Here is a 26,644-nt window from a genome sequence, read left to right on the forward strand (position 1 = left end):
CGACGACGATGAACTCCGATCCACTGGCAGCGAGCGACAAACCTTCGAACGCGGAAGAGCCGGGCTTGACCGCGGCCGCGAAAAAAGCGCCGAAGAAGACCACGACGGCGAAGAAGGATCATCCGTACTTCGATCCGGTCGCATACGGCAACGGTCCCGACGACGCGGTCGCGGCGACCGAGGCGGACGAGAACGCGGCCATCACGCATCACAGCGTGACGGTCGGCGGCGCGAAGATCGCGTACACGGCGACGGTCGGGCATCTCGTGACCGTCGACCCGAGCAGTTCGAAGCCGAGCGCGAAGATGTTCTTCGTCGCGTTCACGAAAGACGGCGCGAAGGAGGAGGCGCGTCCGCTGACGTTCTTCTATAACGGCGGACCGGGGTCGTCGTCGGTATTCGTTTTGCTCGGCTCGTTCGCGCCGCGCCGCATCAAGACGGCGATGCCGGGCTTCACGCCGCCCGCGCCGTATCAGATGGAAGACAACCCGGACAGCCTGCTCGACCGCAGCGACCTGATCTTCATCAATCCGGTCGGCACGGGCTATTCGGCCGCGATCGCGCCGAACAAGAATCGCGATTTCTGGGGCGTCGATCAGGACGCGGCCTCGATCGCGCAGTTCATCAAGCGCTATCTGACGAAGAACAATCGCTGGAACTCGCCGAAGTTCCTGTTCGGCGAGTCGTACGGCACGGCGCGCAGTTGCGTGCTCGCGTACAAGCTGCACGAGGACGGCATCGATCTGAACGGCGTCACGCTGCAATCGTCGATTCTCGATTACCGGCAGGCGGGCAACCCGGTTGGCGCGCTGCCAACCGCGGCCGCTGACGCGTGGTATCACAAGAAACTCGGCGTGCATCCGACGCCGACGAACCTTCTGAGCTTCGCGGAGGAAGTCGCGGAATTTTCTCGCACGGACTATCTGAACGCGCTGCGCAAGTTTCCGCAGACGGACGACGAAGTGGTCGAGAAGCTGTCCGAGTACACGGGCATCGACCGCGCGACGCTGCTTGCATGGAGCCTCGACGTCGCGGCTTACGACAGCCGCGGCAATTCGCTTTTTCTCACGACGCTGCTCAAGTCGAAGGGCGAATCGCTCGGCTCCTACGATGGCCGCGTGACGGCGATCTCGACCGGCATTGCCGGCAAGATCGACCCGAATTCGGGCGGCAACGATCCGACGATGACGGCGGTGAGCGGCGTCTACACGACGATGTGGAACAGCTACCTGAACGAGCAGCTGAAGTTCACGTCGACGTCGTCGTTCACCGACCTGAACGACCAGGCGTTCCTCAACTGGGACTTCAAGCACACGGACCCGACGGGCGCGCAGAAGGGGCTCGACTCGAAGGGCAACATCATTCTGTACACGGGGGGCGATCTCGCCGCGGTGATGGCGTTGAACGTCGATTTGAAGGTGCTGTCCGCCAACGGGATGTATGACTTCGTGACGCCGTTCTATCAGACGATCATCGACTTGCAGCAGATGCCCCTGATCGACAAGACCGTGCGGCAGAATCTGTCGGCGACGTTTTATCCGTCGGGACATATGGTTTATCTCGACGGCGGGTCGAGAACGCAACTCAAGGCGGATCTCGCGAAGATGTACGACGAAGCGACGGCCAATCATGCGGCGATGAGCCGGATCGTGACGCTGCAGAAGACCACGGCGGACAAGTTGGGGGCGTTGTCGCCGGTTGATGGGGGGTGATTTTTCTGCGCGGGCGGGCTTGGGTGGAGGGTGTGGCTCGCTCGCGCGGTTTATCGAGCCTGTCATAAATTTTGTGTTCGAGGCTCCGGGTACATCAATTGCGACCCCGACCGCAAAATCTCACCCACCCGGAGTCCCCACAATGGCAACAAAGAAGCAGCCGCCCGCGAGCGGCGTCGCCCGCACCCTGTCGCGAAGCAACACCAACAAGAAAGTCGAATCCCTCGAAGCCTTCCGCACCGACGCGACCGGTCAGGCCCTGACGACGAACCAGGGCGTCAAGATAGCCGATAACCAGAACACCCTGCGCGCCGGCGAGCGCGGCCCGTCCTTGCTCGAAGACTTCATCATGCGTGAAAAAATCACGCACTTCGACCACGAGCGCATTCCGGAACGCATCGTCCATGCGCGAGGCTCGGCCGCGCACGGCGTCTTCAAGGTGTACGAATCGCAGGCCGGGCTGACCAAGGCCGCGTTCCTGCAAGACCCGTCGAAGGAAACGCCCGTCTACGTGCGCTTCTCGACCGTGCAAGGCTCGCGCGGTTCGGCCGATACCGTGCGCGACGTGCGCGGTTTCGCCGTGAAGTTCTACACGGACGAAGGCAACTTCGATCTCGTCGGCAACAACATGCCGGTGTTCTTCATCCAGGACGCGATCAAGTTCCCCGACTTCGTCCACGCGGTCAAACCCGAGCCGCACAACGAAATGCCGCAAGGCGCATCGGCGCACGACACCTTTTGGGACTTCGTGTCGCTCGTGCCCGAATCTGCGCACATGGTGCTCTGGACCATGTCCGACCGCGCGATTCCCCGCAGCTTGCGGACGATGGAAGGCTTCGGCATCCATACGTTCCGCTTCGTCGACGCGCAGGGCAACGGCCGCTTCGTCAAGTTCCACTGGCGGCCGACGATCGGTTCGGCGTCGTTGTTGTGGGACGAAGCGCAGAAACTCGCGGGCAAGGATTCGGACTTCCATCGGCGGGATTTGTGGGAAGCGATCGATAACGGCGATTATCCCGAGTGGGAACTCGGCGTGCAGATCGTCGAGGAAGCGGACGAACACAAGTTCGACTTCGATCTGCTCGACCCGACCAAGATCATCCCCGAAGAGCTCGTGCCGCTAAAGATGATCGGCAAGCTCACGTTGAATCGCAATCCCGAGAACTTCTTCGCGGAAACCGAGCAGGTCGCGTTCTGTCCGGGGCATATCGTGCCGGGCATCGACTTCACGAACGATCCGCTTTTGCAAGGCCGATTGTTCTCGTACACCGACACGCAGATCAGCCGTCTCGGCGGCCCGAACTTTCACGAGATTCCGATCAACCGTCCGCTCGCGCCGCTGCACAACGGCCAGCGCGACGCAATGCATCGCCAGACGATCCCCAAAGGGCAGGCGTCCTACGAGCCGAATTCGATCGACGGCGGATGGCCGAAGGAAACCGCGCCGGCCGCGGCGGGCGGCGGCTTCGAGAGCTACACGGAGCGCGTCGAAGGCTCGAAAATCCGCGTGCGCAGCCCGTCGTTCAAGGACCATTATTCGCAGGCGACGCTCTTCTGGAACAGCATGACCGATCCGGAAAAGGATCACATCGTCGGCGCTTATTCGTTCGAGCTTTCCAAGGTCGAACGCAAGAACATTCGCGAGCGCCAGCTCGGCATTCTCGCGAATATCGACGAGACGCTCGCCGCGCGCGTCGCCGTCAATCTCGGATTGCCCGCGCCGAAGAAGAACGCCGACGCCGACGAACTCGGCAAATCGTCGGTGACGGAATCGCCGGCGCTGTCGATCATCGCGAAGACGAAGCCGTCGATCAAGACGCGCAAGGTCGCGATTCTCGCCGCGCCGGGCGCCGATGCCGCGAGCATCAAGGCCGTGCAGGACGCGCTGAAAGCCGAGGGCGCGCGCGCGTTGGTCATCTCGCCGACGCTCGGCTCGCCCGCCCAGGGCGTCGAGCCCGACGCGACCATTCTCGGCATGCCGTCGATCATGTTCGACGGCGTGATCGTCGCGGGCGGCAAGGATAGCGCGAAGGCACTGGCGGAATCCGGCGACGCGCGTCACTTCGTGCTTGAGGCGTTCAAGCATCTGAAGGCGATCGGCGCGATCGGCGACGGCGAGGACGTGCTCGCGGCCGCGCATTTGCCGGGCGGTGAGGAAGGCGTCGCCGTGGGCAGCGACGCCAAAGCGGTGCTGAAGACTTTCATCGAAGCGATGAGCAAGCATCGCGTGTGGTCGCGCGCGCAAAAGGCGGAGTCGGTGCCGGCCTGAGGCGCGTTTCGCGGCGCGCAACGAAACGCGCTTTCGTGCGTCGCGCCGTCGATATACGCGCCCCAGCGTTTTTGAGACACTAGCCGCACACTGGTCTATCGGGGCGTGACTTGTTCAATTTCGCGCGGCATCGTGCGCACCTCGGGCGGGCGGCGTTCGCGTACCGTCGTCTGCGCGCGCTCGCCGTGTTCGGGTGCGTTTTCTGCATCACGTGCGCGCTCGTGCACGCAAAGGGATCCATCGTGATAGGCGCGGTGCCGGGTATGGCGCCGCCGCTCGACATGGCGGATTCCGTGAATCGTGGATCGGCGCAACCGGCATTGCCGCGCGGCATCTCTACCGATTTCGCGAACGCCGTCGCGAGTGCGCTCGCAATGGCTCCGCACTGGCGATTCTTTCCCGACCGCGCCGCGATGATCGCGGCGCTCATGCACGGCGACATCGACATGGCGACGGGCGCGACAGGCGCAGACGCCGGCGAGCCGCTCGCGTTCAGCCGGCCGTATCTGCCGACGCGGCAGATATACATCGAGCCGCTCAAGGCGCACGCGCCGACCGGACGGCTCGCTTACGTCGCCGCGCAGACGTCGCCGGCCCGCTTGCGCGCGGCGTATCCGTCGCTCGTGCCCGTCGCTTATCCCGACCTGACCGGCGCGCTGCTCGCGGTGTCGCTCGCCGATGCGGACGCCTTCGTCGGCGACATAACCGCGGCCTCGTACACAATCGCCCATTTCGACCTGCCGAATCTGATGATCACCGGTTTCGCGACCTTCGACGAAGGCGGCTACAGCTTTGCGTTCGCGCCGGGCCGCGCCGACGCGATGGCGCTGCGGCAACGCGTCGACGATGCACTCGCCGCGCTGCCGCCGAGCTTTGCGCTGGTGACGCGCGATCGTTGGCACGCCGCCGCGCCCGCGATCAGACGCAACACGCCGATCGCGCTCACGCCCGAGGAAACCGCGTGGATCGCGGCGCATCCCGTCGTGCATTATTCGATGCTCGCGCAGGCCGCGCCGCTCATGTTCCGCGATCAGCGCGGCAACGCGGCGGGCATCGCCGTGGACGTCCTCGACGCGATCGCGCGCGTGACGGGCCTGCGCTTCGAGGCGCGCATGCGCACGTCGATGGCGCAGTTGCGCGCCGACCTGAAGAGCGGCGAATCCGCGATCGTGCCGTTCAGCCTTGGTGCGCTGTCGTCGCTGCCCGGCGGCGAGGCGACCACGCCGACGGGCGAAAGCATTTTCGTGATCCTGACCGCCGCGGGCCGGCCGCCCTTGCGCGACGCCGCCGCGCTCGCCGGCAAGCGCGTCGCTATTCCGAGCGATGCGCCGCTGGTGAATTTTGTGCGGGAAGACTCGCCGCGCGCGCGCATCGTCGATGCGAAGTCGTTCGACGGTCCGTTTCGCGCCGTGGCGAACGGCGACGCCGACGCAACCGTCGCTGATCTCGCCTTCGCGAATTACGCCGTGGGCAATCCGTTCCGCGACACGCTCACGATCTCCGGCGTGCTGTCGACGAAGCCGATTCCGCACGGACTGGTCGTCGCCGCGAGCGAGCCGGTGCTGCTCGGCATCGTCAATCGCGCGATCGCGAGCCTGCCGCCGCCGGAGCTCGAATCGATCCGCGCGCGCTGGAAGCTTTCCGAGCATCCGGAGATGCTCTGGGAACGCCGTCGTCCGCAAGTCGAGCTCGGCGCGCTGCTCGGCTTCGCGCTCGTGCTCGTGCTCGCGGGCTGGGCGCTGACGCTGCGCGTGCAGATCGCGCGCCGGATCGCCGCGGAAAGGGCCATGCGCGCCGCGAAGGAAGAGGCGGAGACGGCCAACCGCTCGAAATCGACCTTTCTTGCAACGATGAGCCACGAAATCCGCACGCCAATGAACGCCGTGCTCGGACTGCTCGAAATGGAGTTGCGCGCGCCCGGCGAGCGCGCCGCGACCGAGCGCGCGCTGTCGACCGCGCATCACGCCGCGCGCGATCTGCTCGGGATGATCGACGATCTGCTGGATGTCGCGAAGATCGAAGCCGAGCGCCTCGTGCTCGCGCCCGCGCCGCTCGACGTGAAAGCGTGGATCGCGGGCGTCGCGGCCATCTACGAGCCCGCCGCGCGCGCGAAGGGCATCGCGCTCGTCGTGAAGCGTCGTTCGGGCGACGGCGCTTGGATTCTCGCCGATGGCCCGCGCCTGCGGCAGATCGTCGGCAATCTGCTCTCGAACGCGATCAAGTTCACCGATACCGGCGCGGTCACACTCGAATACGACATCGCGCCGGCGCTCGACGGCAAGCGCGCGGTGACGCTCGCGGTGGCGGATACCGGCATCGGCATCGCGCCCGACAAACAGGCGATGCTTTTTACGCCGTTCGTGCAGGCGCACGATGGCCGCGCGCGCAGCATGGGCGGCACGGGCCTCGGCCTGACCATCAGCAAGCGGCTCGTCACGATGATGGGCGGTGCGATCGAGCTGGCGAGCGAGCCGGGACGCGGCACGCGCTTCACCGTGCGGCTCCACTTGCCCGAGGCGGACGCCGTCACGCCCGCCGCCGATGCGCCGCCCGTGCAGGCGGGCGCATTGGCGGAATCGCTCGCGGGCTTGCGCGTGCTCGTCGTCGACGATCATCCGGCCAACCGCATCGTGCTCGACGGACAGATCAGGCTGCTCGGAGGCGTCGCGCAACTCGCCGTCGACGGCAAAAGCGCGCTTGCCCACTGGCGCGCCGGGCCGCGCGTCTTCGACGTCATCCTGACCGACTGCTCGATGCCCGAAATGAGCGGCGAGGAACTGGCCCGAACGATTCGGGCAGACGAAGCGAAGCATCCGGCGACGCGCGCCGTGCCGATCGTCGGCCTGACCGCGAACGCGCAGCCCGAGGCGGCGCTGCGCGCGATCTCGTCCGGCATGAACGCGTGTCTCGTGAAGCCACTCGGCCTCGACGCGTTGCGCGAGGCGTTGCTCGCCGCGACGCGCGATGGCCGCGCGCCGGTTGCGTCTTCCGGCGCGGCGAAGGCGCACGAATTCGACGCTCCAGCATTCGATCCCGCGATCCTCGCCGGTTTCGGCGATCAGGCGGCCACGCTTGTCGACACGTTGAAATCCGCCAACGCGCAAGATCTCGCCGACGCGCACGCCGCGTTCGCGCACAGCGACCACGCCCATTTGCGCGATATCGCGCATCGCATGAAAGGCGCGGCGGCCGTGATCGGCGCGGCGTCGTTCATGCGCGCGTGCGTCGCGTTGCAGCGTGACTGCGAGCAGGCAGTCGACGAGGATCGCAACGGCGAGGACGATGCGCGCATCGCGGCGTCGTTCGCGGCATTTGTCGCGGCGGCCGAGGCGCTCGACGCCGCGCTCGCCGGCCCAGCCGCGTGTGTTTCGCCCATATCCGGCGCATCGACGTGATGTACTTCAAACATCGCGCTCAACTCTTCGCGTGCAGCCCGCGTTTCGTGTGTTTTAATTGAACCTCCGATCATCTCAAAAACGAGCGGCGATCCGAGGCCGCGATCGATGGCGCACGAAAGGCATGAGTCGAAGGGAAACCGGGTTCACCGAGAAACCGAAAACAAGCGCGGGCCGCGTCCGCCGAGTCGCGCGCGCGGCGCTCGCGTGCTGCTGTGCGATGCTCGCATTCGCGGCCGGCGCCGCACGCGCGCAGCGCACCGAATGGCTCGATGGCCGCGTCACGCAGGCGACCATCGTCGATACGATCTGCATGCCGGGTTATGTCGATCGCGTGCTGCCGTCGTTTGAAATCCAGATGCGCCAGAAAGAGCGGTTGCTTAAGCAGCGGAGCATCGATGCATCGTTCGCGTCGGAATATGCGCTCGATCACCGCATGCCGGTGCTGCTCGGCGGCTCGCCCAATTCGCCCGCGAATCTCGATTTGCGCCGCTGGGAAGGGCGTGAGGGCCAGCGGCGCAAGGAACGGCTCGCGGTCAATCTGAAGCGCTGCGTCTGCACCGGCGACATGACGTTGAAGGACGCGCAGACTGCGATGGCGGGCGACTGGCCGAATCGCTATCCGAATCTCTCCAGCATGTCCTGTTCGGGCTTCTGACGATGCATTCCCTGCATCCGTCCGATTTAGAACATCTATTGAAAAAGGCGGAATGTCGCAGCACGCGCCCGGTCTACGGTATTAGTATGGAGCTATCTCGAAACTAGTTGTGGATTCGCCATGATGTTCGCCTATGTGTTCCTCTTCGTTGTCGGTACGCTCGCGGCGCGCATGATCGTCAAGCAGAACCGGCGGCCCGTGCCCGTGCGCGCAAGAAGGTGACGGCGATGAACCTGCTCGTCTGGAACCTTCCTCCACGCTGCGCCGCGCGCGACGTGCGGCGTTTTCTGGAGCATGAGCTCGGCAAGTATGCGAGCGATATCGAAGTTCACGGCGCGGGCACCGCCCACGCCTATGCGACCGCCAGGCTCGCGACCGATGTGCCTTACATCGGCGAGGCGATCGCTCAAAAGCTGTGTCATCAGCGCTTCAAGGACGAACCGTTGCGCGCTCGGGCCTCGGCGTCCGGCGACGCATCCATCCGCCTGCATTGACGTTTTCGCGTGCGTGGGCCGCGTTGCCCGCACGCCGGAATGAACTTTGCTGATTGTCCCCTGACGAATGTCATGTAGCGGCGAAGCCGGTGCCTCGTGCGCACCGGCTTTTTTGTCGATGCGCGCAATTCGCGCATAGCCCGCTCGAACTGGGCGATCCGGCGGATCGTCCGCTGGCAAATAGCAAAGCGGATCATTCAAATCGATGCATCAGGCAGGAAAGAACAAGACGCCGATCGGCGCACGTTTTCTCGTGGCCGCGGTAGCAGGCGCGCTTCTTTCGATTACGACAGCGGCTTACGCGCAGCCTCAGGCGGCCTCGGGCGCTTCGGGGGCGCTCGCGCAGGGACGCGTGACGGCGATGCCCATTGCGCCCGTCGTGCCCGCCGTGCCCGTGCCACCGATGCCGCACAGCGCGAGCATTCCCCACGGCACGCGCGCGCTTCCGGCAATGCCCGTGCCGATGCCCGTGCAACCGGGAGCGGAGGCATCGGCTGCGGCCGAGGCGTCGGCTGCGTCGGCGGCGAGTGCGGCCAGCGGGGCGTCGGAGGCGAGCGCGGCATCGGAAGCGCAGGCGCCCGAAGTGCCCTTGCCGCCGGAGCCGCCCGAACCGAATCTCGCGCAGCGCAATGGCATGCCGCCGGCTGGCGCCTATGCCATGCGCCAGACCTTCGCAAAGGAAGTCGATCGGCGGCTCAACGTGCAGGCCGCGGATCAGCAGGGCTATGGCCGTCTGCTGCAACATGCGCTCGACGAAGACGGCCACGGCAACCTCGCCAACGAGTTCGTCGTGCTGGTCGATCGCAGTGCGAACGTGCAAGCGATCTTCGTCTATTTCCGCGCGAAGCCGGGCGATGCGTGGTCGCTCATCGGCGCATCGCCGGTATCGACGGGACGTCCCGGCAGCTACGATCACTTCGTCACGCCGCTCGGCGTGTTCCAGCACGTGCCGGGCAACATGGACTTCCGCGCCGAAGGCACGCTCAACGAGTTCAAGATCCGCGGCTATGGCGCGCGCGACATGCGCATCTACGATTTCGGCTGGGCCGACGGCGAGCGCGGCTGGGGCAAGGGCGGCAAGTCGCCGATGCGCTTCCAGATGCACGCCACCGATCCCGAGAAACTGGAGCCGCTGCTCGGCATGCGGCATTCGAAGGGCTGCGTGCGCATTCCGTCGACGCTCAACACGTTCTTCGATCATCACGGCATCCTCGATGCGCAATACGAGGCGCGCGCATCCGAAGAAGGCCAGTCGATGTGGGTCCTCAAGGCCACGCGCAAGACGACGCCGTGGGCGGGGCACTATCTCGTCGTCGTCGATACGGACAGGAAAACGCGGCCCGCATGGGCTCCGGGTCCGGGTAAGTCGGTGCGCGAGCATATTCCTGCGGGCGCGGACACGGTCGACTGAGCCGCGTCCGACGCTATTTCGAGCGCGCGAGCAGCACGCCCGCGAGCGCCACGCCGAAGCCCGCGAGTTGCAAGGCGTCGAGCGTCTCGCCGAACGCGAGATAACTTTCGAGCGCGGCGAGCGGCGGCGCGAGAAAGAGCAGGGCGGTCGCGCGCGATGCATCGCCGCGACGGACCATCCACACGAGCAGCGTCGTCGCGACGCCCGAGAGCATCGCGATGCCCCACGCGAGCGAGAGCCACGTCGTCCCCGATGCGATGAAGCGGTGCTCGCCGAGCGCCAGCGCGAGCGCGAGTGCGACGATCGTCGCGCCCGCGTTCTGCAGGGCGCTGGCGCTGCGGATATCGGCGCTCGCGAGCGAGGTCTTCTGATACAGCGTGCCCGCTGTGATCGCGACGACTGCGAGCACCGCGATCGTTACGACGACCCATTGCGGCGCGTGTCCGGACGATGCCTGTGCGACGTGCGCGCCGCTTGCCGCGATCTTCGGCGCTAGCACGAGCGCGACCCCGGCGAGGCCGAGCGCGAGCCCGCTCCACGCGCGCGGCGAGAGCCGTTCACCGAAGAGCCGCGCCGCGACGGCGGCGGTCAGAAGCGGTTGCAGCGCGCCGAGCAGCGCCATGATGCCCGCGCCGAGCCCTTGCGCAACGGCCCAGTAACCCGCGCCGAGATAGACGCCTTGCAGCAGCGCGCCGGCGAGCAGATGCCGGCCGATGTCGCGGCCCTTCGGCCACGGCGCGCGCGCGATCGCGGCGATCGCGAGAAACAACAGCGTCGTGCCGGCGAAGCGCGCGAGCAGATACAGATTCGGATCGACGTAGGGCGTGATCGCCCGGGCGACGATGAAGCCGGTCGACCAGAGAAACACGAAGAGGGGCGCAGCGAGAATCGAAACCATGTGAGGCATGCGGCGAAACGAGATGCCGCAGTATTGGCCGCGAGGCGCGTGCGCGTCTTGTCTAACCGTGCACTTCGGCGCGGCGCGTCATTCGATCGTGAAGGTGTCGAGCGGCTGATTGGCGCGCGCATCGCCTTCGAAGCGGCGCGATAGTTGCGCATGCAACCGCTTTGCTTCGTCGAGCGTGAGATCGATCCAGTACGGATCGCCCGCCGCGTCGTTCAGACGCTCGGGAGGAAACTGGATTTCGATCACCACGCCTTTCTTGTACATCGGATTGCCTCGCTCGAAGCCTGTGCGGAACGGCGAAGTCTAGCGGACGAGCGCGCATGGATTGCTCACTCGCCGGAAAGAATGCATTGCGTGTCGCGGCTTGACGAATCGCGCTTGCCAAAGAAATGCCACAAAAGGCCGCTAAACTCCACGCGCCGCCTCGCTTCCTTTCTTCCTCGAATGATGCTCGCCGAACAACGTCACCAGCGCATCCTTTTCGAACTGGACAAGCATGGCGCGCGCGCGGTGGCGGAGATCGTGCGGCGCAACCGCACACGCTCGCCGGGCGCGGTCTCGTGACAACGACGCATCGCGGCGCGTTATCGGTCGATCGGCGCGAACCGCACGTCGATGTGCGCGAGGCGGGGAACGCGGTGGCGAGGCATGCGATCGGCGTTCGTGCGGGACGGGGCGTCGCTCGTCATCGATTCGGGCAGCACGACGCAGGCGGTGGCGCGTGCGTTGGCGGAGCGACATCGGCTGGCGTATCGCGATGTTGCTCGCGCGGCGCAACGGCAATCGCGTGAGCATGCTCGGCGGCGAGATCGCCGATCTCGAAGATGCGACGTTCGGACTCAATACGATTCAGCAGCCTGCGCGGTATCATATGAGTTTTGCTTTCGTCGGAGCGGGAGGTATCGCGAATGAAGCGGACTCACGGATTATTCGCGGCTCGCCGCCGAAGTGCGGAGAACGATGATTCCGTCCGCTGCCTGTCCGGTCATGGTTGCTGATTCCTCCAGGTTTGGCCTGGTTACGCCGGTTCGGATCCCCGGGTTCGAGGCGGTGCGGTTCGGGTTTGTGAAGCTGCGCCCGAGAGGGGTTTGCGGCGGGCGTTGAGCGCCCGTGGGCTTGAGGTGATTGTGGCCTGGTTTTTCGCCGGACCACAAGCGCCAAGCAAAAACCGAAAGCAAGATCCAACCCCCTCGGTGAAATGTGCAGATAGTTGGCGAACCGTGGCGCCTTCACGTCGATTGTCACCGATCTCTGTAATCCTTCGGGTCGAAGGTCGCGACCGACCATTCCACATCCCCGACACGAGAGACCCTCAATGACTCGCGATTTCCGCTTCGCGCGCAACGCGCTGCCGGCGTTCGCCGCCGCTTTAACCCTGCTTGCCGCGATGCCCTCTCACGCCGCCGACGCCGTCGTCCTGTACACCGGCGACGGCCTGGAAAATTTGTACAGGGACGTGCTCCCCGCATTCGAAAAGAAGGAAGGCGTGAAGGTCAATATCGTCACGGCGGGAAGCGGCGAAGTGGCGAATCGCGCGATCGTCGAGAAAGATTCGCCCAAGGCCGACGTGCTCGTCACGCTGCCGCCGTTCATTCAGCAGGCGCAGCAAGGCGGTCTGCTGCAGCCGTATCAGAGCGTGAACTACAAGAACGTGCCCGCGATCGGGAAAGCGCAGGACGGCGCATGGTCCACGTTCGTGAACAACTATTTCTCGTTCGCAATCAATCCCGAAGTCACGAAGACCGCGCCGAAAACGTTCGCCGATCTTTTGCATTCGAACTACTCGGGCAAGATCGCATATTCGAATCCGGCCACGGCCGGCGACGGCTTGGCCGTCATCATCCTGACGTCCGCGCTGATGGGCGAGGACAAGGCGTTCGAATACCTCAAGTCGCTCGAACCGAGCGCCAAGTTCCATACGAAGGGCACGGGCTATCTCAACGTGCTGCTCTCGCGTAACGAGATCGCGTTCGCGAACGGCGATCTGCAAATGGCCCTCGACGATGCCGCGAACGGCGGTCTCTCGATCAAGCCGTCGTTTCTCTCGCACAAGGCGGGCGAAGCGCCGAGCACGTTCCAGTTTCCCTATGTGATCGCTCTCGTCAAGGGCGGACCGAATCCGGCGGCGGGAAAGAAGCTGATCGACTATCTGATGTCGTCCGATGTGCAGTCGAAGGTGCCGGATATCTATGGCATCCCGGCCCGCGCCGACGTGCCGCTCGCAGGCAAGAACGGCGACGCCGTCAAGCAGGCGATCTCGGGCGTGAAGCTGATTCCGGTCGACTGGAACGAAGTCCTGCGGAAGAAGGCGGGCTGGACCAGGCGCTGGAAGACCGAAGTGATCGGCAATACCGGCAAGCAGACCGAAGTCGTCAAGCCGAAGTCCTGATGAACGCAATTCCCAAGGAAGCGCCCGGCGTTCAGCAGACGCCGGGCGTGCATATCGATCGTCTGACGGTGCGCTACGGCACGCGCATCGTGCTCGACGATCTCTCGCTTCGGATCGAACGCGGCGAGTTTCTCACCGTGCTCGGCCGAAGCGGCTGCGGCAAGACCACGCTGCTGCGCTTCATCGCGGGTTTCGTGAAGGCCGATGCGCTCGCCGGCACGGTTTCGGCCGCGGGCCGCGATCTCACGCATGTGCCGCCGCATCAGCGCAATCTCGGGTTGCTGTTTCAAAGCTATGCGCTGTTCCCGCATCTGTCCGTGTTCGACAACGTCGCGTTCGGCTTGCGCGCCCGCAAGCTGAAGAAGGGCGAGGTAGCGCGACGCGTCGCCGATGCGCTCAAGCTCGTGCAGCTTGCCGACGCCGATCACGTCATGCCCGCGCAGCTTTCCGGCGGCATGCAGCAACGCGTGGCGCTGGCGCGTGCGCTCGTCATCGAACCAGATGTGCTGCTGCTCGACGAACCGCTCTCCGCGCTCGATGCAAATCTGCGCGCGTCCGTGCGCAGCGAACTGAAGGCGTTGCACGAGCGGCTGCCGAATCTGACCATCGTCTGCGTGACGCACGATCGGGACGATGCGCTCGTGCTGTCCGATCGCACGCTCTTGATGCGCGATGGCCGCATCGCGCAGCTCGGCGCGCCGCGCGAGTTGTACGACGCGCCCAACGATGCCTTCGTCGCGCGCTATCTCGGCGCGGCGAACCTGTTGCCGCCGCGCGTGGTGTATCCCGTTGGCGATACGCGGCACGACGAGCGCGAGCGTCTCGCGTGCATTCGTCCGGAACGTTTCACGATTCAGCCGCTGGGCGATGGTCCGCTGCATGGCACGATTGCGTCCGTCGAATGGTATGGCGCGGCGCTTTCCGTTTCCGTCGCGCTCGATGCGCTGCCCGGCGAGCCCATGCTCGTGACGACGCAGCGCAGCCATTCCCGCGTGCCGGACAAAGGCACGCGCGTTTCTCTTCGCTTCGAGGCTGACGATGTCGTCCTTGTTCGTCCCTGACAGCGTCGCGCGCGACGAGAGCGGCGTCGGCGACGCGGATCTCTCCGCGCAATTCGCCGCTCATGCCGAAGAAGCGCAACGCCGCGAGCGCAAAGGGCAGTGGCATCTGCTTTTCATTCTCGTGGTCGTGCTCGGGCCGCTCGTGGTCTATCCGCTCGCACGGCTCGTCATGTTGAGCGTAACGGGGCCGCACGGCTTCTCGCTGCATGCGTACACCGCGTTCTTCGGCAACCCCGAAACGCGCGGGATGATCGGCACGACGCTCGGCATTCTCTTCGCGAGCGCGAGCATCGCTTCGTTGCTCGGCGTCGCGCTCGCGTCGATGCTGTTCTTCAGGCCGTTCGCGCTCGCGCGTCTGCTCACGCGCTTTCTGGAATTGTTCGTCGCGTTTCCATCGTTTCTGGTCGCGTTCACGCTGATCTTTCTGTACGGCTCGCAAGGGTCGGTGGGCATCGGCCTGCAGCGGCTCTTTTCGCTCGATGCGCCGCCGCTTGATTTCCTCTTCGGTATCGGCGGCGTGATCCTCGCGGAAGTCGTGTTCTATGCGCCCTTCGTCGTGCGCCCGACGCTCGCATCGTATGCAACGCTCGACATGCGGCTCGTCGAAGCCGCGAGGAGTCTCGGCGCCGATGGCTGGATGGTCGCAACGAAAGTCGTGTTGCCGCTCGCGTGGCCGGGCATCGCGGCCGGAACGATCCTGTGCTTTCTGCTCACGCTCAACGAGTTCGGCATTCTGCTCGTGCTCGGCAGCGCGCATCTGATCACGTTGCCGATTGCGATCTACAGCGCCGCGACCGTCGATCTCGATCTGCCCACGGCGGCTGCGGGCTCGGTCGCGATGCTGCTCATGTCACTGTCGCTCTATGCGTTATACCGGCGCGTCGATCGGCAAACGAGTCGACGCTCGGGAGGGCGCTGACATGCAACGCATCGCTGCTGCCTTTGGGCCTCGGGCGCTGCTGCGTCATGCGTTCACCGCATTATTCGCGCTTCTGTGCTTCTGGCTCTTCGTGCTGCCGGTGGTCGTCGTTGCGCTGTCGAGCGTCGCGTCGCACTGGTCGGGCACCATCCTGCCTGACGGTTTCACTACGCGCTGGTTCGCGCGGCTTTCATCGAGCGATCTCGATGCTGTCACGACGAGTCTCGAAATCGGCGTAGGCGTCGCGTTTCTCGGCACGGCGCTCGGGCTCTGGCTCGCGCTCGCGCTGGAAGGACGCGACCGGCGCGGGCTCGGCGCGCTCGTCGACGCCGTCGCGATGATGGGCAGCGGCGTGCCGAGCGTCGTGCTCGGGCTCGCGGTATTGATCGCGTATCACAAGCGTCCGCTCGATCTGTCCGGCTCGGCCGCGATCGTCGTGCTCGCGCAACTCGCGCTCGTGTTGCCGTTCTGTTACCGATGCGCCGCCGCCGCGCTGCGTCCCGAGCTCACGACGCTGCGCGAAGCCGCCGCGAGCCTCGGCGCGCCGCCGCGCATGGTGCTCGCGCGCGTGGTATTGCCGCAACTCGTGCCCGCGATCCGCGCCAGTCTCGCGCTCGGTTTCGCGCTCTCGCTCGGCGAACTGGGCGCGACGCTCACGGTGTATCCGCCCGGCTTCGCGACCGTGCCGATCGTCGTCGTGGGGCAGGTGAATCGCGGCTATTACCTGCCGGCTTCGGCGCTCTCGCTGATTCCGCTGGCCATATCGTTCGCGGCGCTTCTTCTGATCGCCGCCCGCGCGCCACGTGCCATCGCGCGATAAACATACGGAATCCGAAGTAAATACCGTCGGTATCGCGAGTCTGCGAATTTCTTCACTAGCAATTCGCGGGCCTCGCCCGGTTCCGCCTCGTCATACCAAAAAAAATAAAACTGGCGTAACCTGCACGTTCAGGCACGTCCGCACCCGCCCGACCGGGGCAGGGCGCCATTTCGGGGCGTCCGATGTGAACTCCAGTCGCGCTTTCGCGGTCATTGCATATGTTGCAAAAACCGGAGGTTTCGATGACATCCGTCGACCTGGAATTCGACCAGCTCAACAGCACCGTCGATGCGCTCAGGCGCTCCATCTCGAACCGCCTGATGTACGGCGTCGGCAAGGATGCAGTCACCGCGCAGCCGCGCGACTGGCTCCATGCAGCCGAACTGGCCGTGCGCGATCGTCTCGTCGCGCGCTGGATGCGCACCACGCGGCTTCAATATGAGCAAGACGTGAAACGCGTCTACTATCTGTCGATGGAGTTTCTCATCGGCAGAACCTTCAGCAACGCGCTGCTCGCGCTCGGCATCTACGACGAGGTTCGCGATGCGCTGGCCGGGCTCGGCGTCGATCTCGCGGCGCTCGAAGATCTGGAGCCGGACGCCGCGCTCGGCAACGGCGGCCTCGGGCGTCTCGCGGCGTGTTTCCTCGACTCGATGGCGACTGTCGGCGTGCCCGGCTTCGGCTACGGCATCCGTTACGAATACGGCATGTTCCGGCAGACGATCGTCGACGGCAATCAGGTCGAGATGCCCGACTACTGGCTGCGCGCGGGCAATCCGTGGGAGTTTCCGCGGCCCGAGGTCGTGTACACCGTGCATTTCGGCGGCCGCACCGTGCAGCACGACGATCGCACCGACTGGATCGATACCGAGCACGTCAACGCGATGGCCTACGACACGGTCATTCCCGGCTTCGCGACGACGGCGACCAATACGCTGCGCCTGTGGTCCGCGCGCGCCACCGACGAGTTCGACCTCTCCGCGTTCAATCAGGGCGACTACCGCCGCGCGGTCGAGGCGAAGAACACATCGGAACACGTGTCGCGCCTGTTGTATCCGGACGATTCGACGCAGGCCGGACGCGAGTTGCGTCTGCGTCAGGAATACTTCTTCGTCTCCGCGACGATGCAGGATCTGATTCGCCGCTATCAGCGCACGCATTCGCACTTCGGGCGGCTCGCGGAAAAGGTCGCGGTGCATCTGAACGACACGCACCCGGTGCTGGCGATTCCGGAACTGATGCGGCTTCTCGTCGACCGGCATCATCTGCCGTGGGACAAGGCGTGGAAGCTCATACAGCAGATGTTCTCCTACACGAACCACACCCTGATGCCCGAGGCGCTCGAAACGTGGGACGTCGAGATGCTCGCGCGCTTGTTGCCGCGGCATCTGGAGATCATCTTCGAGATCAACGCGCAATTTCTCAAGCAAGTCACCGAGAAGTTCGGACGCGATGTCGAACTGATTCGTCGCATCTCGCTCGTCGATGAATTCGGTCAGCGGCGCGTGCGCATGGCGCATCTCGCGATCGTCGCGAGCCACAAGGTGAATGGCGTATCGAAGCTGCACTCGCAACTCATGGTGCAGAACATTTTTTCCGATTTCGCGCGCATGTATCCGGATCGCTTCACCAACGTGACGAACGGCGTCACGCCGCGCCGATGGCTGGCGCAGGCGAGTCCGTCGCTGTCCGCGCTGATCGACAAGCGGCTCGGGCCGCGCTGGCGCACCGATCTGTTCGAGCTCGGCCGTCTGCGCGAATGGCGCGACGATCCCGAGTTCTGCAAGGCGTTTCACGACGCGAAGTTCGCCAACAAACTTCGGCTAGTGGAGCGCGCGAAACGCGACGCCAACGCGATCATTAATCCGGAGGCGTTGTTCGACCTGCAGGTGAAGCGCATTCACGAATACAAGCGGCAATTGCTGAACATCCTGTATGTGATCGTGCGCTACAACCGCATTCGCGAAAATCCGGCGAAGGACTGGACGCCGCGCGTGGTGATGTTCGCGGGCAAGGCGGCTTCGGCATACAAGATGGCGAAGAACATCATCAAGCTCATCAACGATGTCTCGCGCAAGATCAACGCGGACCCGCTCATCGGCGACCGGCTGAAGGTGGGCTTTATTCCGAACTACGGTGTGTCCGTTGCCGAGCTCATCATTCCCGCGGCGGATTTGTCGGAGCAAATCTCGATGGCCGGCACCGAGGCATCGGGCACCGGCAACATGAAGCTCGCGTTGAACGGCGCGCTGACGATCGGCACGCTCGATGGCGCGAACATCGAAATTTGCGATGCCGTGGGGCGCGAGAACATCTTCATTTTCGGCAATACGACCGACGAGATCGAGTCGCTGCGCGCGGCGGGTTATCGGCCGCGGCAGATCTACGAGGAGAACCCGGAGCTGAAGCTCGCGCTCGACCAGATTCGCCTCGGGCATTTTTCGCCGGAGGAGCCGCACCGGTTCTACGACATTTTCCACACGCTCGTGGACTGGGGCGATCACTACATGGTGCTCGCCGATTTCGACAGCTTCGACCAGACGCAGACCGAAGTCGACCTCAAGTACCGCGACAAGGAGGCGTGGACGAGGAGCGCGATCGAGAATGTCGCGGGCATGGGCATTTTCTCGTCGGATCGCACGATCGCGGAGTATGCGCGCGATATCTGGCACATCGAGCCGTTGCAGATCACCTGACGACGACGCATTCAGTGCCGCGTGACGCGCGTGACGCGCGTTACGCGGCCGAGCGTCGCATTCGGAAAATGCGCGGTGAGTGTGCCGATGACGTCGTTGATGTCCTCGCTGTCGGTCTCGACATAGAGCGTGGTGCAATCGTGGAGGCGGCTCGTCCCCACGATATAAGCCTGCGTGCCGGCGCCGAACGCATACGAGAGCACTTCGCGCGCGGCCGACGAATCCAGCCCCGGAACGGTCAGATCGAACGCGACGCAGTGACGCGTTTCGCAGTGACGCGTTTCGCGGCGGCGCGGCGAGCCGCCATCGAGCGCGCGGGAAAGGGCGGAGGAGTCGAAAGTGCGGATGTCCATCGATTTAAGCCGTCCGGCGACGGCTCGTAGTGGCAATGCTTGCAATCTAGCGCCGCGCGCCTAAAGGCCGGGCTAAAGAGACGCGCCGCCGTATAAACGCCGCATCAAGATCAGGCCTGCGCTGGGTTCGCCGCCGCGCTCGCCGCATGTTTCGCGACCGCCTCGCCGACGAGCGCCGCCACTTTATCCGCGAATTCCTGATCCTTCGTGATGAGCACTTCGCGCTCGCCGTCGGGCGTCGCGACCATCAGTTGATAGATCACGTCTTGCGTGATCCACGTGAGGTATCCCACCACGGCCGTCATCACGCCGATCACGAGCGCCGCGCCCGAACCGGTGAAAATGCCCGCGCCGAGCACGACGATCCCGATCAGCGCGATGATGACGGGCAATGGCTTCTGGCGCGGAATCATCACGACGCGCGCGGTGCGCAGATCGCGCAGCGGAATCATCTGACCCGACGCCGACAGGCCGGCGCGCGACAGTGTCACGCCGCGTTCGTTGAAAGGAGTATCCATAAGAGTTTCGTAGTCTTTTTTGCAGCCGATGAAACCGGGGAGCGTACCAGACGCCGCCGCGCGGCGGCAGGTCGCAGGTTGACGCATTCGCTGCCGCATTTGCATATCGGAAAATTACGATATATACTTCGCCTCAAGACGATTCGGAAAGGCAGTGCGTGCCGTTCGTCAGACGCATGAGCAACGAAATGGACATCGACGCAATTCACAAGGCCCTCGCCAACCCCCTTCGCCGCGAGATTCTCGAATGGCTGAAGGAGCCGGAGCGGCAGTTTCCGAGTCAGGAACTGCCGTTGTCGCATGGCGTCTGCGCGGGTCAGATCGATGGGCGCTGCGGTATGTCGCAGTCCACCGTTTCGGCGCATCTCGCGACCTTGCACAAAGCCGGACTCGTTACCACGAAGCGCGTTGGACAGTGGGTGTTCTTCAAGCGCGACGAGGCGGTCATTCAGGCGTTTCGCGATTCCATCGGGAATCTCTGAGTCTGCTTACCGTACGGTGAAAGTCTGCTTTCAATTTTATTAGGATTCCAATTTATGTCGATTCTCTTCGATCCGCTCAAAGTAGGCGCACTCACGCTCAAGAACCGCATCGTCATGGCGCCGCTCACGCGTCAGCGCGCGGGCGTCGAACGCGTGCCCAACGCGCTGATGGCGCAGTATTACGCGGACCGCGCATCGGCCGGTCTCATTCTGAGCGAAGCGACCTCGGTCACGCCGCAAGGCGTGGGCTATGCGGACACTCCGGGTATCTGGTCCGACGCGCAAGTGGAAGGCTGGAAGCTCGTCACTAAAGCGGTGCACGACGCGGGCGGCAAGATTTTCCTGCAACTGTGGCACGTCGGCCGCATTTCGGATCCGGTGTTCCTCAATGGCGAACTGCCCGTGGCGCCGAGCGCGATCGCGGCGGGCGGGCACGTGAGCCTCGTGCGTCCGCAGCGTCCGTACGTGACGCCGCGCGCGCTCGAACTCGATGAAATCGCCGGTGTCGTCGCAGCGTTCCGCAAGGGCGCGGAAAACGCGAAGCGCGCGGGCTTCGACGGCGTCGAAGTGCATGGCGCGAACGGCTATCTGCTCGACCAGTTCCTGCAGGACAGCACCAATGCGCGTACCGACGCATACGGCGGTTCGATCGAAAACCGCGCGCGTCTGTTGCTCGAAGTCGTCGATCAGTGTATCGATGTGTGGGGCGCGGATCGTGTCGGCGTGCATCTCGCGCCGCGCGCGGATTCGCACACGATGGGCGACAGCGACCGCGCCGCGACCTTCGGGTATGTCGCGCGTGAACTGGGTCAGCGCAAGATTGCCTTCATCGCGGCGCGCGAACACGAAGCCGCGGACAGCCTCGGGCCGCAACTGAAGAAGGCGTTCGGCGGCGTGTATATCGTCAATGAAGGCTTCTCGAAGGCAAGCGCCGAAGCGATCATCGCGCGCGGCGACGCCGACGCGGTTGCGTGGGGCAAGCCTTTCATCGCCAATGCGGATCTCGTGCGCCGCTTCGAAGTCGATGCCGGTCTCAACAACTGGGATACTTCGACGTTCTATGCGCCGGGCGCCGAGGGCTACACGGACTATCCGTTGCTCGAAACGGCCGAATAAAACGTTTCGCAGTTTCGCATTTCCACAAAAAACAGCGGCTTCGGCCGCTGTTTTCGTTTGTGCGGCGCGGTGTCCCACGCCCTCTTTCAACGGAGCCGCAAATAGTATATTGCTTGCCTTCGGATCGTCCATTTCCTTCATCGCTGATGCGGGCTCGGTTCATACCCGTAAGGAGTGCCTATGTCCTGGTTCACCGCAACACTGCGTAGTTACCCCGAAATCGCGATTTTTCTGTCACTGGGCGTCGGTTATTGGGTCGGCGGAAAGAGCTTTCGGGGTTTCAGCCTCGGCGCGGTGACGGCGACCTTGCTCGCGGCCATCGCCATCGGGCAACTGGGCATCACCATTTCGCCGAACGTCAAATCGGTCTTCTTTCTGATGTTCCTGTTCGCCGTGGGTTACGGCGTCGGCCCGCAGTTCGTGCGCGGCATCGCGAAGGACGGTCTGCCGCAGGCGCTCTTCGCGGTTATCCAGTGCGTGTTGTGTCTCGCGGCGCCCTTGGCGGCGGCGAAGATCGCGGGTTACGACATCGGCTCGGCGGCGGGCCTGTTCGCGGGCTCGCAAACCATCTCGGCATCGATGGGCCTCGCCACCGACGCCGTCAACCGCCTCGGCCTGCCGCCCAATGAAGCCAAGGCCCTGCTCGACGCGATGCCGACCGCCTACGCCGTGACCTATATCTTCGGGACGATCGGCTCCGCGCTCATTCTCGCGATGCTCGGTCCGCGGCTGCTCAAGATCGATCTCGTCGCGGCCTGCAAGGAGTACGAGGCGACCCTCGGCGGCGGCGGCGATCTCGGCGGCGCGGGCCAGGCATGGCACAAGTTCGAGCTGCGCGCCTATCGCGTGGCGGAGGGCGGGCGCGCGGCGGGCATGTCGGTCGCGCAGGCCGAGGCGCTGGAGCCGGCCGGCGCGCGGCTTTTCATCGAGCGGATCAGACGCGGCGGGACCATCCAGGAAGCGAAGATCGACGACATATTGCAACCGGGCGATGTCGTCGCGATTTCGGGGCGGCGCGAGTTGCTCGTCGATCTGCTCGGCAGCGTCGCGACGGAAGTGGACGACGCCGAACTGCTCGCGGTGCCGATCGAAGGCGTCGATGTCTACGTGACGAACAAGGCCATCGAAGGCAAGACGCTGCAGGAACTCGCGCAGTCGCCGAACTCGCGCGGTGTGTTTCTGCGCAAGATCAAGCGCGGCGCGACCGAAACGCAGATTCCCATTCTGCCGAGCACGAAGCTGTATCGCGGCGACACGATCACGCTCATCGGCCGCACGCAGGATACGTCGGCGGCCGCGAAGGCGCTCGGCGTGCTGGACCGTCCGACGGACGCCGCCGACATGGCTTTCGTCGGCCTGGCGATCACGCTCGGCGCGTTGATCGGCGCGCTCGTGCTGCATGTCGGCGCGGTGCCGCTCACGCTGTCGACGGCGGGCGGCGCGCTCATCGCGGGCATTGTGTTCGGCTGGCTGCGCGCGATTCATCCGACCTTCGGCCGCATTCCGTCGCCGACCATCTGGTTCATGAACTCGGTGGGCCTGAACGTCTTCATCGCCGTGGTGGGTATCTCGGCTGGGCCGGGCTTCGTCGCGGGTTTGCAAAAGCTCGGCGTCAGTCTCTTTCTGTGGGGCATCTTCGCGTCGTCGGTGCCGCTCATCATCGGCATGTATATCGCGAAGTACGTGTTCAAGTTTCATCCCGCGATTCTGCTCGGCATCTGCGCCGGGGCGCGCACGACGACCGCCGCGCTCGGCATGATCTGCGACGCCGCGAAGAGTCAGGCGCCGGGTCTCGGCTACACGGTGACCTATGCGGTCGGCAATACGCTGCTCACGATCTGGGGGATGATCATCGTGATGCTGCTCACGTGACGCGGCTTTTCCGTCTCACTGTTTTCATCATCAATTCAGGAGGTATCGAATGGCAAAGTCCGATAAATCGGGTTCCAACGACCGCGCCGGCATGGCGGCGCTCAGCCCGTTCGAGCTGAAGGACGAACTCATCAAGGCGGCGGGCGGCGGGGCGGTCGAACGTCCGGCCAATCTCTCGATGCTCAACGCGGGGCGCGGCAATCCGAACTTTCTCGCGACGATTCCGCGGCATGGTTTCTGGCAACTCGGCCTTTTCGCGATGCGCGAGTCCGAGCGCTCGTTCGCGTACATGCCCGAAGGCGTCGGCGGCTTCCCGAAGCGCGAGGGGCTGGAAGAGCGCTTCGAGATCTTCGCGCGCGAAAACAAGGGCGAACCGGGCATCGCGTTTCTTGCGGGCGCGGTCTCCTACGTGCGCGATCAGCTTGGCCTGAACGCCGGCGACTTCCTCTATGAAATGTGCGAAGGCATTCTCGGATCGAACTATCCGGTGCCGGACCGCATGCTTAAGCTTTCGGAGCAGATCGTCGCGCAATATCTGCGGCGCGAGATGATCGGCAAGCATCCGTTCGTCGGCGAATTCGATGTCTTCGCGGTCGAAGGCGGCACGGCCGCGATGACCTACATCTTCAACACGATGCGCGAGAACTTCCTGATCGCGCCCGGCGACACCATCGCGCTCGGCACGCCGATCTTCACGCCGTACATCGAGATTCCGCGCCTGAACGATTACAAGCTGAAGGTCGTCAATCTGGAAGCCGACGTCGCCCGGGGCTGGCAATACTCGAAGGCCGAACTCGACAAGCTGCGCGACCCGAACGTGAAGGCGTTTTTCCTCGTGAACCCAAGCAATCCGCCGTCGGTGAAGATGGATGACGAAAGCCTCCAGTACATTGCGGAGATCGTGAAGGAGCGCCCCGATCTGATCCTGCTGACCGACGATGTCTACGGCACCTTCGCCGACGATTTCGTGTCGCTGTTCGCGTTGTGCCCGAAGAACACGATCCTCGTCTATTCGTATTCGAAGTATTTCGGCGCGACCGGCTGGCGCCTGGGCGCGATCGCGACGCATCGCGAGAACGTGCTCGACGCGCAACTCGCCGCGCTGTCGAAGGATAAAAAGGCGCAGCTCCACGAGCGTTACGAATCGATCACGACGGCGCCCGACAAGCTCAAGTTCATCGATCGCCTCGTCGCGGACAGCCGCACCGTGGCGCTGAACCATACGGCGGGCCTCTCGACGCCGCAGCAGGTGCAGATGGTGCTGTTCTCGCTCTTCTCGCTGATGGACACGCCCGACGCGTACAAGAACGCGCTCAAGCGCCTGATCCGCAGCCGCAAGCAGGCGCTCTATCGCGAGATCGGCATCGCGCTCGAAGCCAACGACGTGAACGCGGTGGACTACTACACGATCCTCGATATCGAATATCTCGGCGAGCGCAGGCATGGCCGTGATCTGGTCGACTGGATCATCAAGAATACGGAGCCTTCGGAGCTTCTCTTCCGGCTCGCGAAGGACGCGCGTGTCGTGCTGCTGCCGGGGCGCGGCTTCGGCACGCCACATCCGTCGGGGCGCGTGTCGCTCGCGAATCTGAACGAGAGCGACTACATGCAGATCGGCCGCGCGATCCGCAAGTTGATGGACGAGTACATCGAGCGCTACCACGAGGCCGTCGGCAAGAAGTCCGATAAAGCGAAGTAAAACGTGTGAAGCAAAAAAACCGGGCCGCGCGATGCGGCCCGGTTTCATTTCAGATCGGACGAGAAGCTCAGAACTTGTGACGGATGCCGACGCGGAACGCGAGCTGGTCGTTCTCGCCCAGGCCCGAGGTGCCGAAGTAGCTCGACGACGAAGAGCCGATCGACGCCTGGTTCTCCACGCCGCGGTTCGAGCCCGAAGCCTTCTGGTAGATGCCGAGCGCGTACACGTCGGTGCGCTTGGAGAGCGCATAGTCGACGCTCGCGTCGATCTGGTTCCAGTGGCCGGTCGAGTTGCCCGTCATGTTCAGGTACGAGTAGCCGAGACCTGCCGACAGCGCCGACGTGAAGGCGTACTTGCCGCCGATATCGAACGCGTTGAGCTTGGAACTCGCGCCGTTGATCGGCTCGAACAGCGTGTTGGTCCACAGGCCGAACACGGTCGCCGCGCCGAACGCGTAGTTCGCGCCGACGCCGAACGTGCGCAGATCGCGTCCGGCGTTCGCGGTGCCCATCGTCTGGATGTTCGCCACGGCCGTGCTGAACGCGGGCGATGCCGCCGCCGGGTAGCGGATGTCGGTGTACGCCGCGCCGAGGCCGAACGGACCGGCCTTGTAGTTCAGGCCGAAGCTGTATGCGCGCGAGGAGCCCGCCGTCGTGGTCGTGCCGACGGTCGTGTTCGGCGTGCCCGCGAACGCGCCTGCCTGATTCGAGAAGCCGTACATCGCGCCGAACGTCACGCCGTAGAAGCTCGCGCTGCTGAACTTGACCGCGTTGTTGATGCGGCTCGACGTCAGCTGGTCGATGTCGTTCATGTGGTACGCGTAGTTGCCCGCGAGCGTCTGGCCGCCGATCGAATAGTTGCTGCCGAGGTAGTCGGTCGAGAACGAGTATTGACGACCGAAAGTCAGCGAGCCGACGTCGTTCTTCGCGAGACCGACGTATGCCTGACGGCCGAACATCGCGCCGCCCTGGCCGAGCGTGCCGGTGCCGCTGTTGAAGCCGTTCTCCAACGTGAAGATTGCCTTCAGGCCGCCACCGAGGTCTTCCGAACCTTTCAGGCCCCAACGGCTGCCTTGCGCGACGCCATCGTCGTACTTGACGAGCGAATCGCCGGCGCGCGTCGCGGTTTGCGTGCTGTTGTTCACGTAGCTGATACCCGCGTCGATGATGCCGTACAGCGTGACGCTGCTTTGAGCTTGCGCGGAGGGGGCGGCGAGGGCGGCAAAGGCGGCGAGCGCGGCGGTCGCCAAGAGATTCTTCTTCAAAACATGCTCCGTGAGTTGGTTCGCGGTGTGGTGGTCGACGGTGTCTGCGGTGCGTCGCGCTCTGACGGCGCGTGGCGGCGACCGGCGCAAATGTAGCGGGCGCCAAAGAAAGAAATGTGACAGTGCTGTCGGACGGCTTGCGGTGTGTCGCGCGTGCAACAGGGCCGGCGACGGATCGGCGCTTGTGTATCCGGCGGGTCCAATGCCATGCTCACGGTTCTGTCACCGCGAGCGAAATCATGGACGAGCAAGGAATCCGCGAACTGGAGGAGCGCCTGAAGAAGGCGATGGTGGCGTCGGACGTGGACGCGCTCGATGCGCTATTGGCCGACGACCTGAGTTTCGTCGACGCGACCGGCAAGGTCTGGACGAAGGCCGACGACCTGAACGGGCATCGCTACGGCATGCAGCGCATCGAAAAGCTGGACGTCGAGGATCAGAGCGTGCGCGTGTACAGCGGCTTTGCCGTCACGGTGACGCGCGCGGCGATTTCAGGAACCTTCGCGGGCGCGCCGTTCGCGGGCAGCTTGCGCTACACGCGAACGTGGGGCGACATCGGCGGCGCGTGGAAGGTCGTGGCGGCGCAATGCTGCCTCGCGCCGTTCTGAT

Annotated in this window: 21 protein-coding genes and 1 pseudogene; 17 read left to right on the forward strand and 5 right to left on the reverse strand. The window is 64.5% G+C overall.

The genetic code is table 11. The features are described 5' to 3' along the window. The first annotated feature begins 8 nt into the window (after positions 1–8). The 6 genes from AWB82_RS00565 to AWB82_RS00590 all read left to right on the forward strand — a co-directional run bounded on the left by AWB82_RS00565 (position 9) and on the right by AWB82_RS00590 (position 9,939). A complete protein-coding gene (locus tag AWB82_RS00565; protein ID WP_086964757.1) occupies positions 9–1,712 on the forward strand; it encodes a S10 family peptidase in 1,704 nt (567 codons plus the stop codon). After that, positions 1,702–3,981 (forward strand): catalase HPII, encoded by a 2,280-nt coding sequence (katE, locus tag AWB82_RS00570; RefSeq protein WP_268811011.1) that lies wholly within the window; start codon positions 1,702–1,704, stop codon positions 3,979–3,981. Before AWB82_RS00565 ends, katE begins: the two co-directional genes overlap by 11 nt. A gap of 110 nt (positions 3,982–4,091) precedes the next feature. Further along, entirely contained in the window at positions 4,092–7,376 is a 3,285-nt protein-coding gene (locus AWB82_RS00575) for an ATP-binding protein (protein ID WP_235023115.1), read from the forward strand. Between the two features lie 124 nt (positions 7,377–7,500). Continuing rightward, positions 7,501–8,034 carry a hypothetical protein gene (locus AWB82_RS00580; RefSeq protein ID WP_086964760.1) on the forward strand — a complete coding sequence of 178 codons (534 nt, stop codon included), beginning with the start codon at positions 7,501–7,503 and terminating at the stop codon, positions 8,032–8,034. 227 nt (positions 8,035–8,261) lie between these two features. Continuing rightward, positions 8,262–8,528 (forward strand): hypothetical protein, encoded by a 267-nt coding sequence (locus tag AWB82_RS00585; RefSeq protein ID WP_086965164.1) that lies wholly within the window; start codon positions 8,262–8,264, stop codon positions 8,526–8,528. 205 nt (positions 8,529–8,733) lie between these two features. Next, the gene (locus tag AWB82_RS00590) at positions 8,734–9,939 is read left to right on the forward strand and encodes a L,D-transpeptidase (RefSeq protein WP_086964762.1); all 1,206 of its coding nucleotides are present in this window, start codon (positions 8,734–8,736) and stop codon (positions 9,937–9,939) included. A 13-nt stretch (positions 9,940–9,952) separates the two neighbouring features. Here the strand turns inward: AWB82_RS00590 and AWB82_RS00595 are convergent, their stop codons facing one another. After that, positions 9,953–10,837 carry a DMT family transporter gene (locus AWB82_RS00595; RefSeq protein ID WP_086964764.1) on the reverse strand — a complete coding sequence of 295 codons (885 nt, stop codon included), beginning with the start codon at positions 10,835–10,837 and terminating at the stop codon, positions 9,953–9,955. 87 nt (positions 10,838–10,924) lie between these two features. Then, positions 10,925–11,110, reverse strand: coding sequence for a hypothetical protein (locus AWB82_RS00600; RefSeq protein WP_062258705.1), 186 nt, complete (start codon positions 11,108–11,110; stop codon positions 10,925–10,927). A gap of 183 nt (positions 11,111–11,293) precedes the next feature. On the opposite strand from AWB82_RS00600, the pseudogene AWB82_RS00605 reads away from it, so the two are divergent. The 6 genes and pseudogenes from AWB82_RS00605 to AWB82_RS00630 all read left to right on the forward strand — a co-directional run. Then, positions 11,294–11,976, forward strand: a pseudogene (locus AWB82_RS00605) (DeoR/GlpR family DNA-binding transcription regulator); the annotation flags it as partial. Positions 11,977–12,161: 185 nt separating this feature from the next. Continuing rightward, positions 12,162–13,235 carry a 2-aminoethylphosphonate ABC transporter substrate-binding protein gene (gene phnS / locus AWB82_RS00610; protein ID WP_086964766.1) on the forward strand — a complete coding sequence of 358 codons (1,074 nt, stop codon included), beginning with the start codon at positions 12,162–12,164 and terminating at the stop codon, positions 13,233–13,235. Then, the gene (phnT, locus tag AWB82_RS00615; protein WP_086964768.1) at positions 13,235–14,296 is read left to right on the forward strand and encodes a 2-aminoethylphosphonate ABC transport system ATP-binding subunit PhnT; all 1,062 of its coding nucleotides are present in this window, start codon (positions 13,235–13,237) and stop codon (positions 14,294–14,296) included. The genes phnS and phnT overlap by 1 nt, the downstream gene beginning before the upstream one ends. Beyond that, positions 14,274–15,215 carry a 2-aminoethylphosphonate ABC transporter permease subunit gene (locus AWB82_RS00620; protein WP_086964770.1) on the forward strand — a complete coding sequence of 314 codons (942 nt, stop codon included), beginning with the start codon at positions 14,274–14,276 and terminating at the stop codon, positions 15,213–15,215. The genes phnT and AWB82_RS00620 overlap by 23 nt, the downstream gene beginning before the upstream one ends. A gap of 1 nt (position 15,216) precedes the next feature. Then, a complete protein-coding gene (gene phnV, locus AWB82_RS00625) occupies positions 15,217–16,035 on the forward strand; it encodes a 2-aminoethylphosphonate ABC transport system, membrane component PhnV (RefSeq protein ID WP_096031408.1) in 819 nt (272 codons plus the stop codon). Between the two features lie 242 nt (positions 16,036–16,277). Continuing rightward, entirely contained in the window at positions 16,278–18,731 is a 2,454-nt protein-coding gene (locus AWB82_RS00630; protein ID WP_086965168.1) for a glycogen/starch/alpha-glucan phosphorylase, read from the forward strand. 11 nt (positions 18,732–18,742) lie between these two features. Here the strand turns inward: AWB82_RS00630 and AWB82_RS00635 are convergent, their stop codons facing one another. Together AWB82_RS00635 and AWB82_RS00640 are read right to left on the reverse strand one after the other, a co-directional pair. Then, positions 18,743–19,084 carry a hypothetical protein gene (locus AWB82_RS00635; protein ID WP_086964778.1) on the reverse strand — a complete coding sequence of 114 codons (342 nt, stop codon included), beginning with the start codon at positions 19,082–19,084 and terminating at the stop codon, positions 18,743–18,745. Between the two features lie 110 nt (positions 19,085–19,194). Beyond that, entirely contained in the window at positions 19,195–19,602 is a 408-nt protein-coding gene (locus AWB82_RS00640; RefSeq protein WP_086964780.1) for a DUF6232 family protein, read from the reverse strand. A gap of 176 nt (positions 19,603–19,778) precedes the next feature. Here AWB82_RS00640 and AWB82_RS00645 point away from each other — a divergent pair, with 176 nt between their 5' ends. The 4 genes from AWB82_RS00645 to AWB82_RS00660 all read left to right on the forward strand — a co-directional run bounded on the left by AWB82_RS00645 (position 19,779) and on the right by AWB82_RS00660 (position 24,771). After that, positions 19,779–20,084 carry an ArsR/SmtB family transcription factor gene (locus AWB82_RS00645; protein WP_200818010.1) on the forward strand — a complete coding sequence of 102 codons (306 nt, stop codon included), beginning with the start codon at positions 19,779–19,781 and terminating at the stop codon, positions 20,082–20,084. A gap of 54 nt (positions 20,085–20,138) precedes the next feature. Beyond that, positions 20,139–21,200: an alkene reductase gene (locus tag AWB82_RS00650; protein WP_086964782.1), complete on the forward strand. Its 1,062-nt coding sequence runs from the start codon at positions 20,139–20,141 to the stop codon at positions 21,198–21,200. Between the two features lie 180 nt (positions 21,201–21,380). Further along, complete coding sequence (gene aspT / locus AWB82_RS00655; protein WP_086964784.1) at positions 21,381–23,072, forward strand: aspartate-alanine antiporter; 1,692 nt, start codon at positions 21,381–21,383, stop codon at positions 23,070–23,072. 49 nt (positions 23,073–23,121) lie between these two features. Further along, on the forward strand, positions 23,122–24,771 hold the full coding sequence (locus AWB82_RS00660) for a bifunctional aspartate transaminase/aspartate 4-decarboxylase (RefSeq protein WP_086964787.1): 1,650 nt from the start codon (positions 23,122–23,124) through the stop codon (positions 24,769–24,771). Positions 24,772–24,838: 67 nt separating this feature from the next. Here AWB82_RS00660 and AWB82_RS00665 read toward each other — a convergent pair whose 3' ends face one another. Then, on the reverse strand, positions 24,839–26,035 hold the full coding sequence (locus AWB82_RS00665; protein ID WP_086964789.1) for a porin: 1,197 nt from the start codon (positions 26,033–26,035) through the stop codon (positions 24,839–24,841). 239 nt (positions 26,036–26,274) lie between these two features. On the opposite strand from AWB82_RS00665, the gene AWB82_RS00670 reads away from it, so the two are divergent. Beyond that, entirely contained in the window at positions 26,275–26,643 is a 369-nt protein-coding gene (locus tag AWB82_RS00670; RefSeq protein ID WP_086964791.1) for a nuclear transport factor 2 family protein, read from the forward strand. The last annotated feature ends 1 nt before the right edge of the window (position 26,644 follow it).

This window comes from Caballeronia glebae (genome assembly GCF_001545035.1).
GTDB lineage: Bacteria > Pseudomonadota > Gammaproteobacteria > Burkholderiales > Burkholderiaceae > Caballeronia > Caballeronia glebae.

Bases quoted from the DNA above. Each gene is read 5' to 3' on its own strand.
- AWB82_RS00650 (WP_086964782.1), top strand. From the start codon at position 20,139: ATGTCGATTCTCTTCGATCCGCTCAAAGTAGGCGCACTCACGCTCAAG.
- phnV (WP_096031408.1), top strand. From the start codon at position 15,217: ATGCAACGCATCGCTGCTGCCTTTGGGCCTCGGGCGCTGCTGCGTCAT.
- AWB82_RS00670 (WP_086964791.1), top strand. From the start codon at position 26,275: ATGGACGAGCAAGGAATCCGCGAACTGGAGGAGCGCCTGAAGAAGGCG.
- phnT (WP_086964768.1), top strand. From the start codon at position 13,235: ATGAACGCAATTCCCAAGGAAGCGCCCGGCGTTCAGCAGACGCCGGGC.
- AWB82_RS00590 (WP_086964762.1), top strand. From the start codon at position 8,734: ATGCATCAGGCAGGAAAGAACAAGACGCCGATCGGCGCACGTTTTCTC.
- AWB82_RS00620 (WP_086964770.1), top strand. From the start codon at position 14,274: ATGTCGTCCTTGTTCGTCCCTGACAGCGTCGCGCGCGACGAGAGCGGC.
- AWB82_RS00630 (WP_086965168.1), top strand. From the start codon at position 16,278: ATGACATCCGTCGACCTGGAATTCGACCAGCTCAACAGCACCGTCGAT.
- AWB82_RS00565 (WP_086964757.1), top strand. From the start codon at position 9: ATGAACTCCGATCCACTGGCAGCGAGCGACAAACCTTCGAACGCGGAA.
- AWB82_RS00600 (WP_062258705.1), bottom strand. From the start codon at position 11,110: ATGTACAAGAAAGGCGTGGTGATCGAAATCCAGTTTCCTCCCGAGCGT.
- AWB82_RS00595 (WP_086964764.1), bottom strand. From the start codon at position 10,837: ATGGTTTCGATTCTCGCTGCGCCCCTCTTCGTGTTTCTCTGGTCGACC.
- AWB82_RS00585 (WP_086965164.1), top strand. From the start codon at position 8,262: ATGAACCTGCTCGTCTGGAACCTTCCTCCACGCTGCGCCGCGCGCGAC.
- AWB82_RS00640 (WP_086964780.1), bottom strand. From the start codon at position 19,602: ATGGATACTCCTTTCAACGAACGCGGCGTGACACTGTCGCGCGCCGGC.
- phnS (WP_086964766.1), top strand. From the start codon at position 12,162: ATGACTCGCGATTTCCGCTTCGCGCGCAACGCGCTGCCGGCGTTCGCC.
- AWB82_RS00635 (WP_086964778.1), bottom strand. From the start codon at position 19,084: ATGGACATCCGCACTTTCGACTCCTCCGCCCTTTCCCGCGCGCTCGAT.
- AWB82_RS00660 (WP_086964787.1), top strand. From the start codon at position 23,122: ATGGCAAAGTCCGATAAATCGGGTTCCAACGACCGCGCCGGCATGGCG.
- AWB82_RS00580 (WP_086964760.1), top strand. From the start codon at position 7,501: ATGAGTCGAAGGGAAACCGGGTTCACCGAGAAACCGAAAACAAGCGCG.
- katE (WP_268811011.1), top strand. From the start codon at position 1,702: ATGGGGGGTGATTTTTCTGCGCGGGCGGGCTTGGGTGGAGGGTGTGGC.
- AWB82_RS00645 (WP_200818010.1), top strand. From the start codon at position 19,779: ATGAGCAACGAAATGGACATCGACGCAATTCACAAGGCCCTCGCCAAC.
- aspT (WP_086964784.1), top strand. From the start codon at position 21,381: ATGTCCTGGTTCACCGCAACACTGCGTAGTTACCCCGAAATCGCGATT.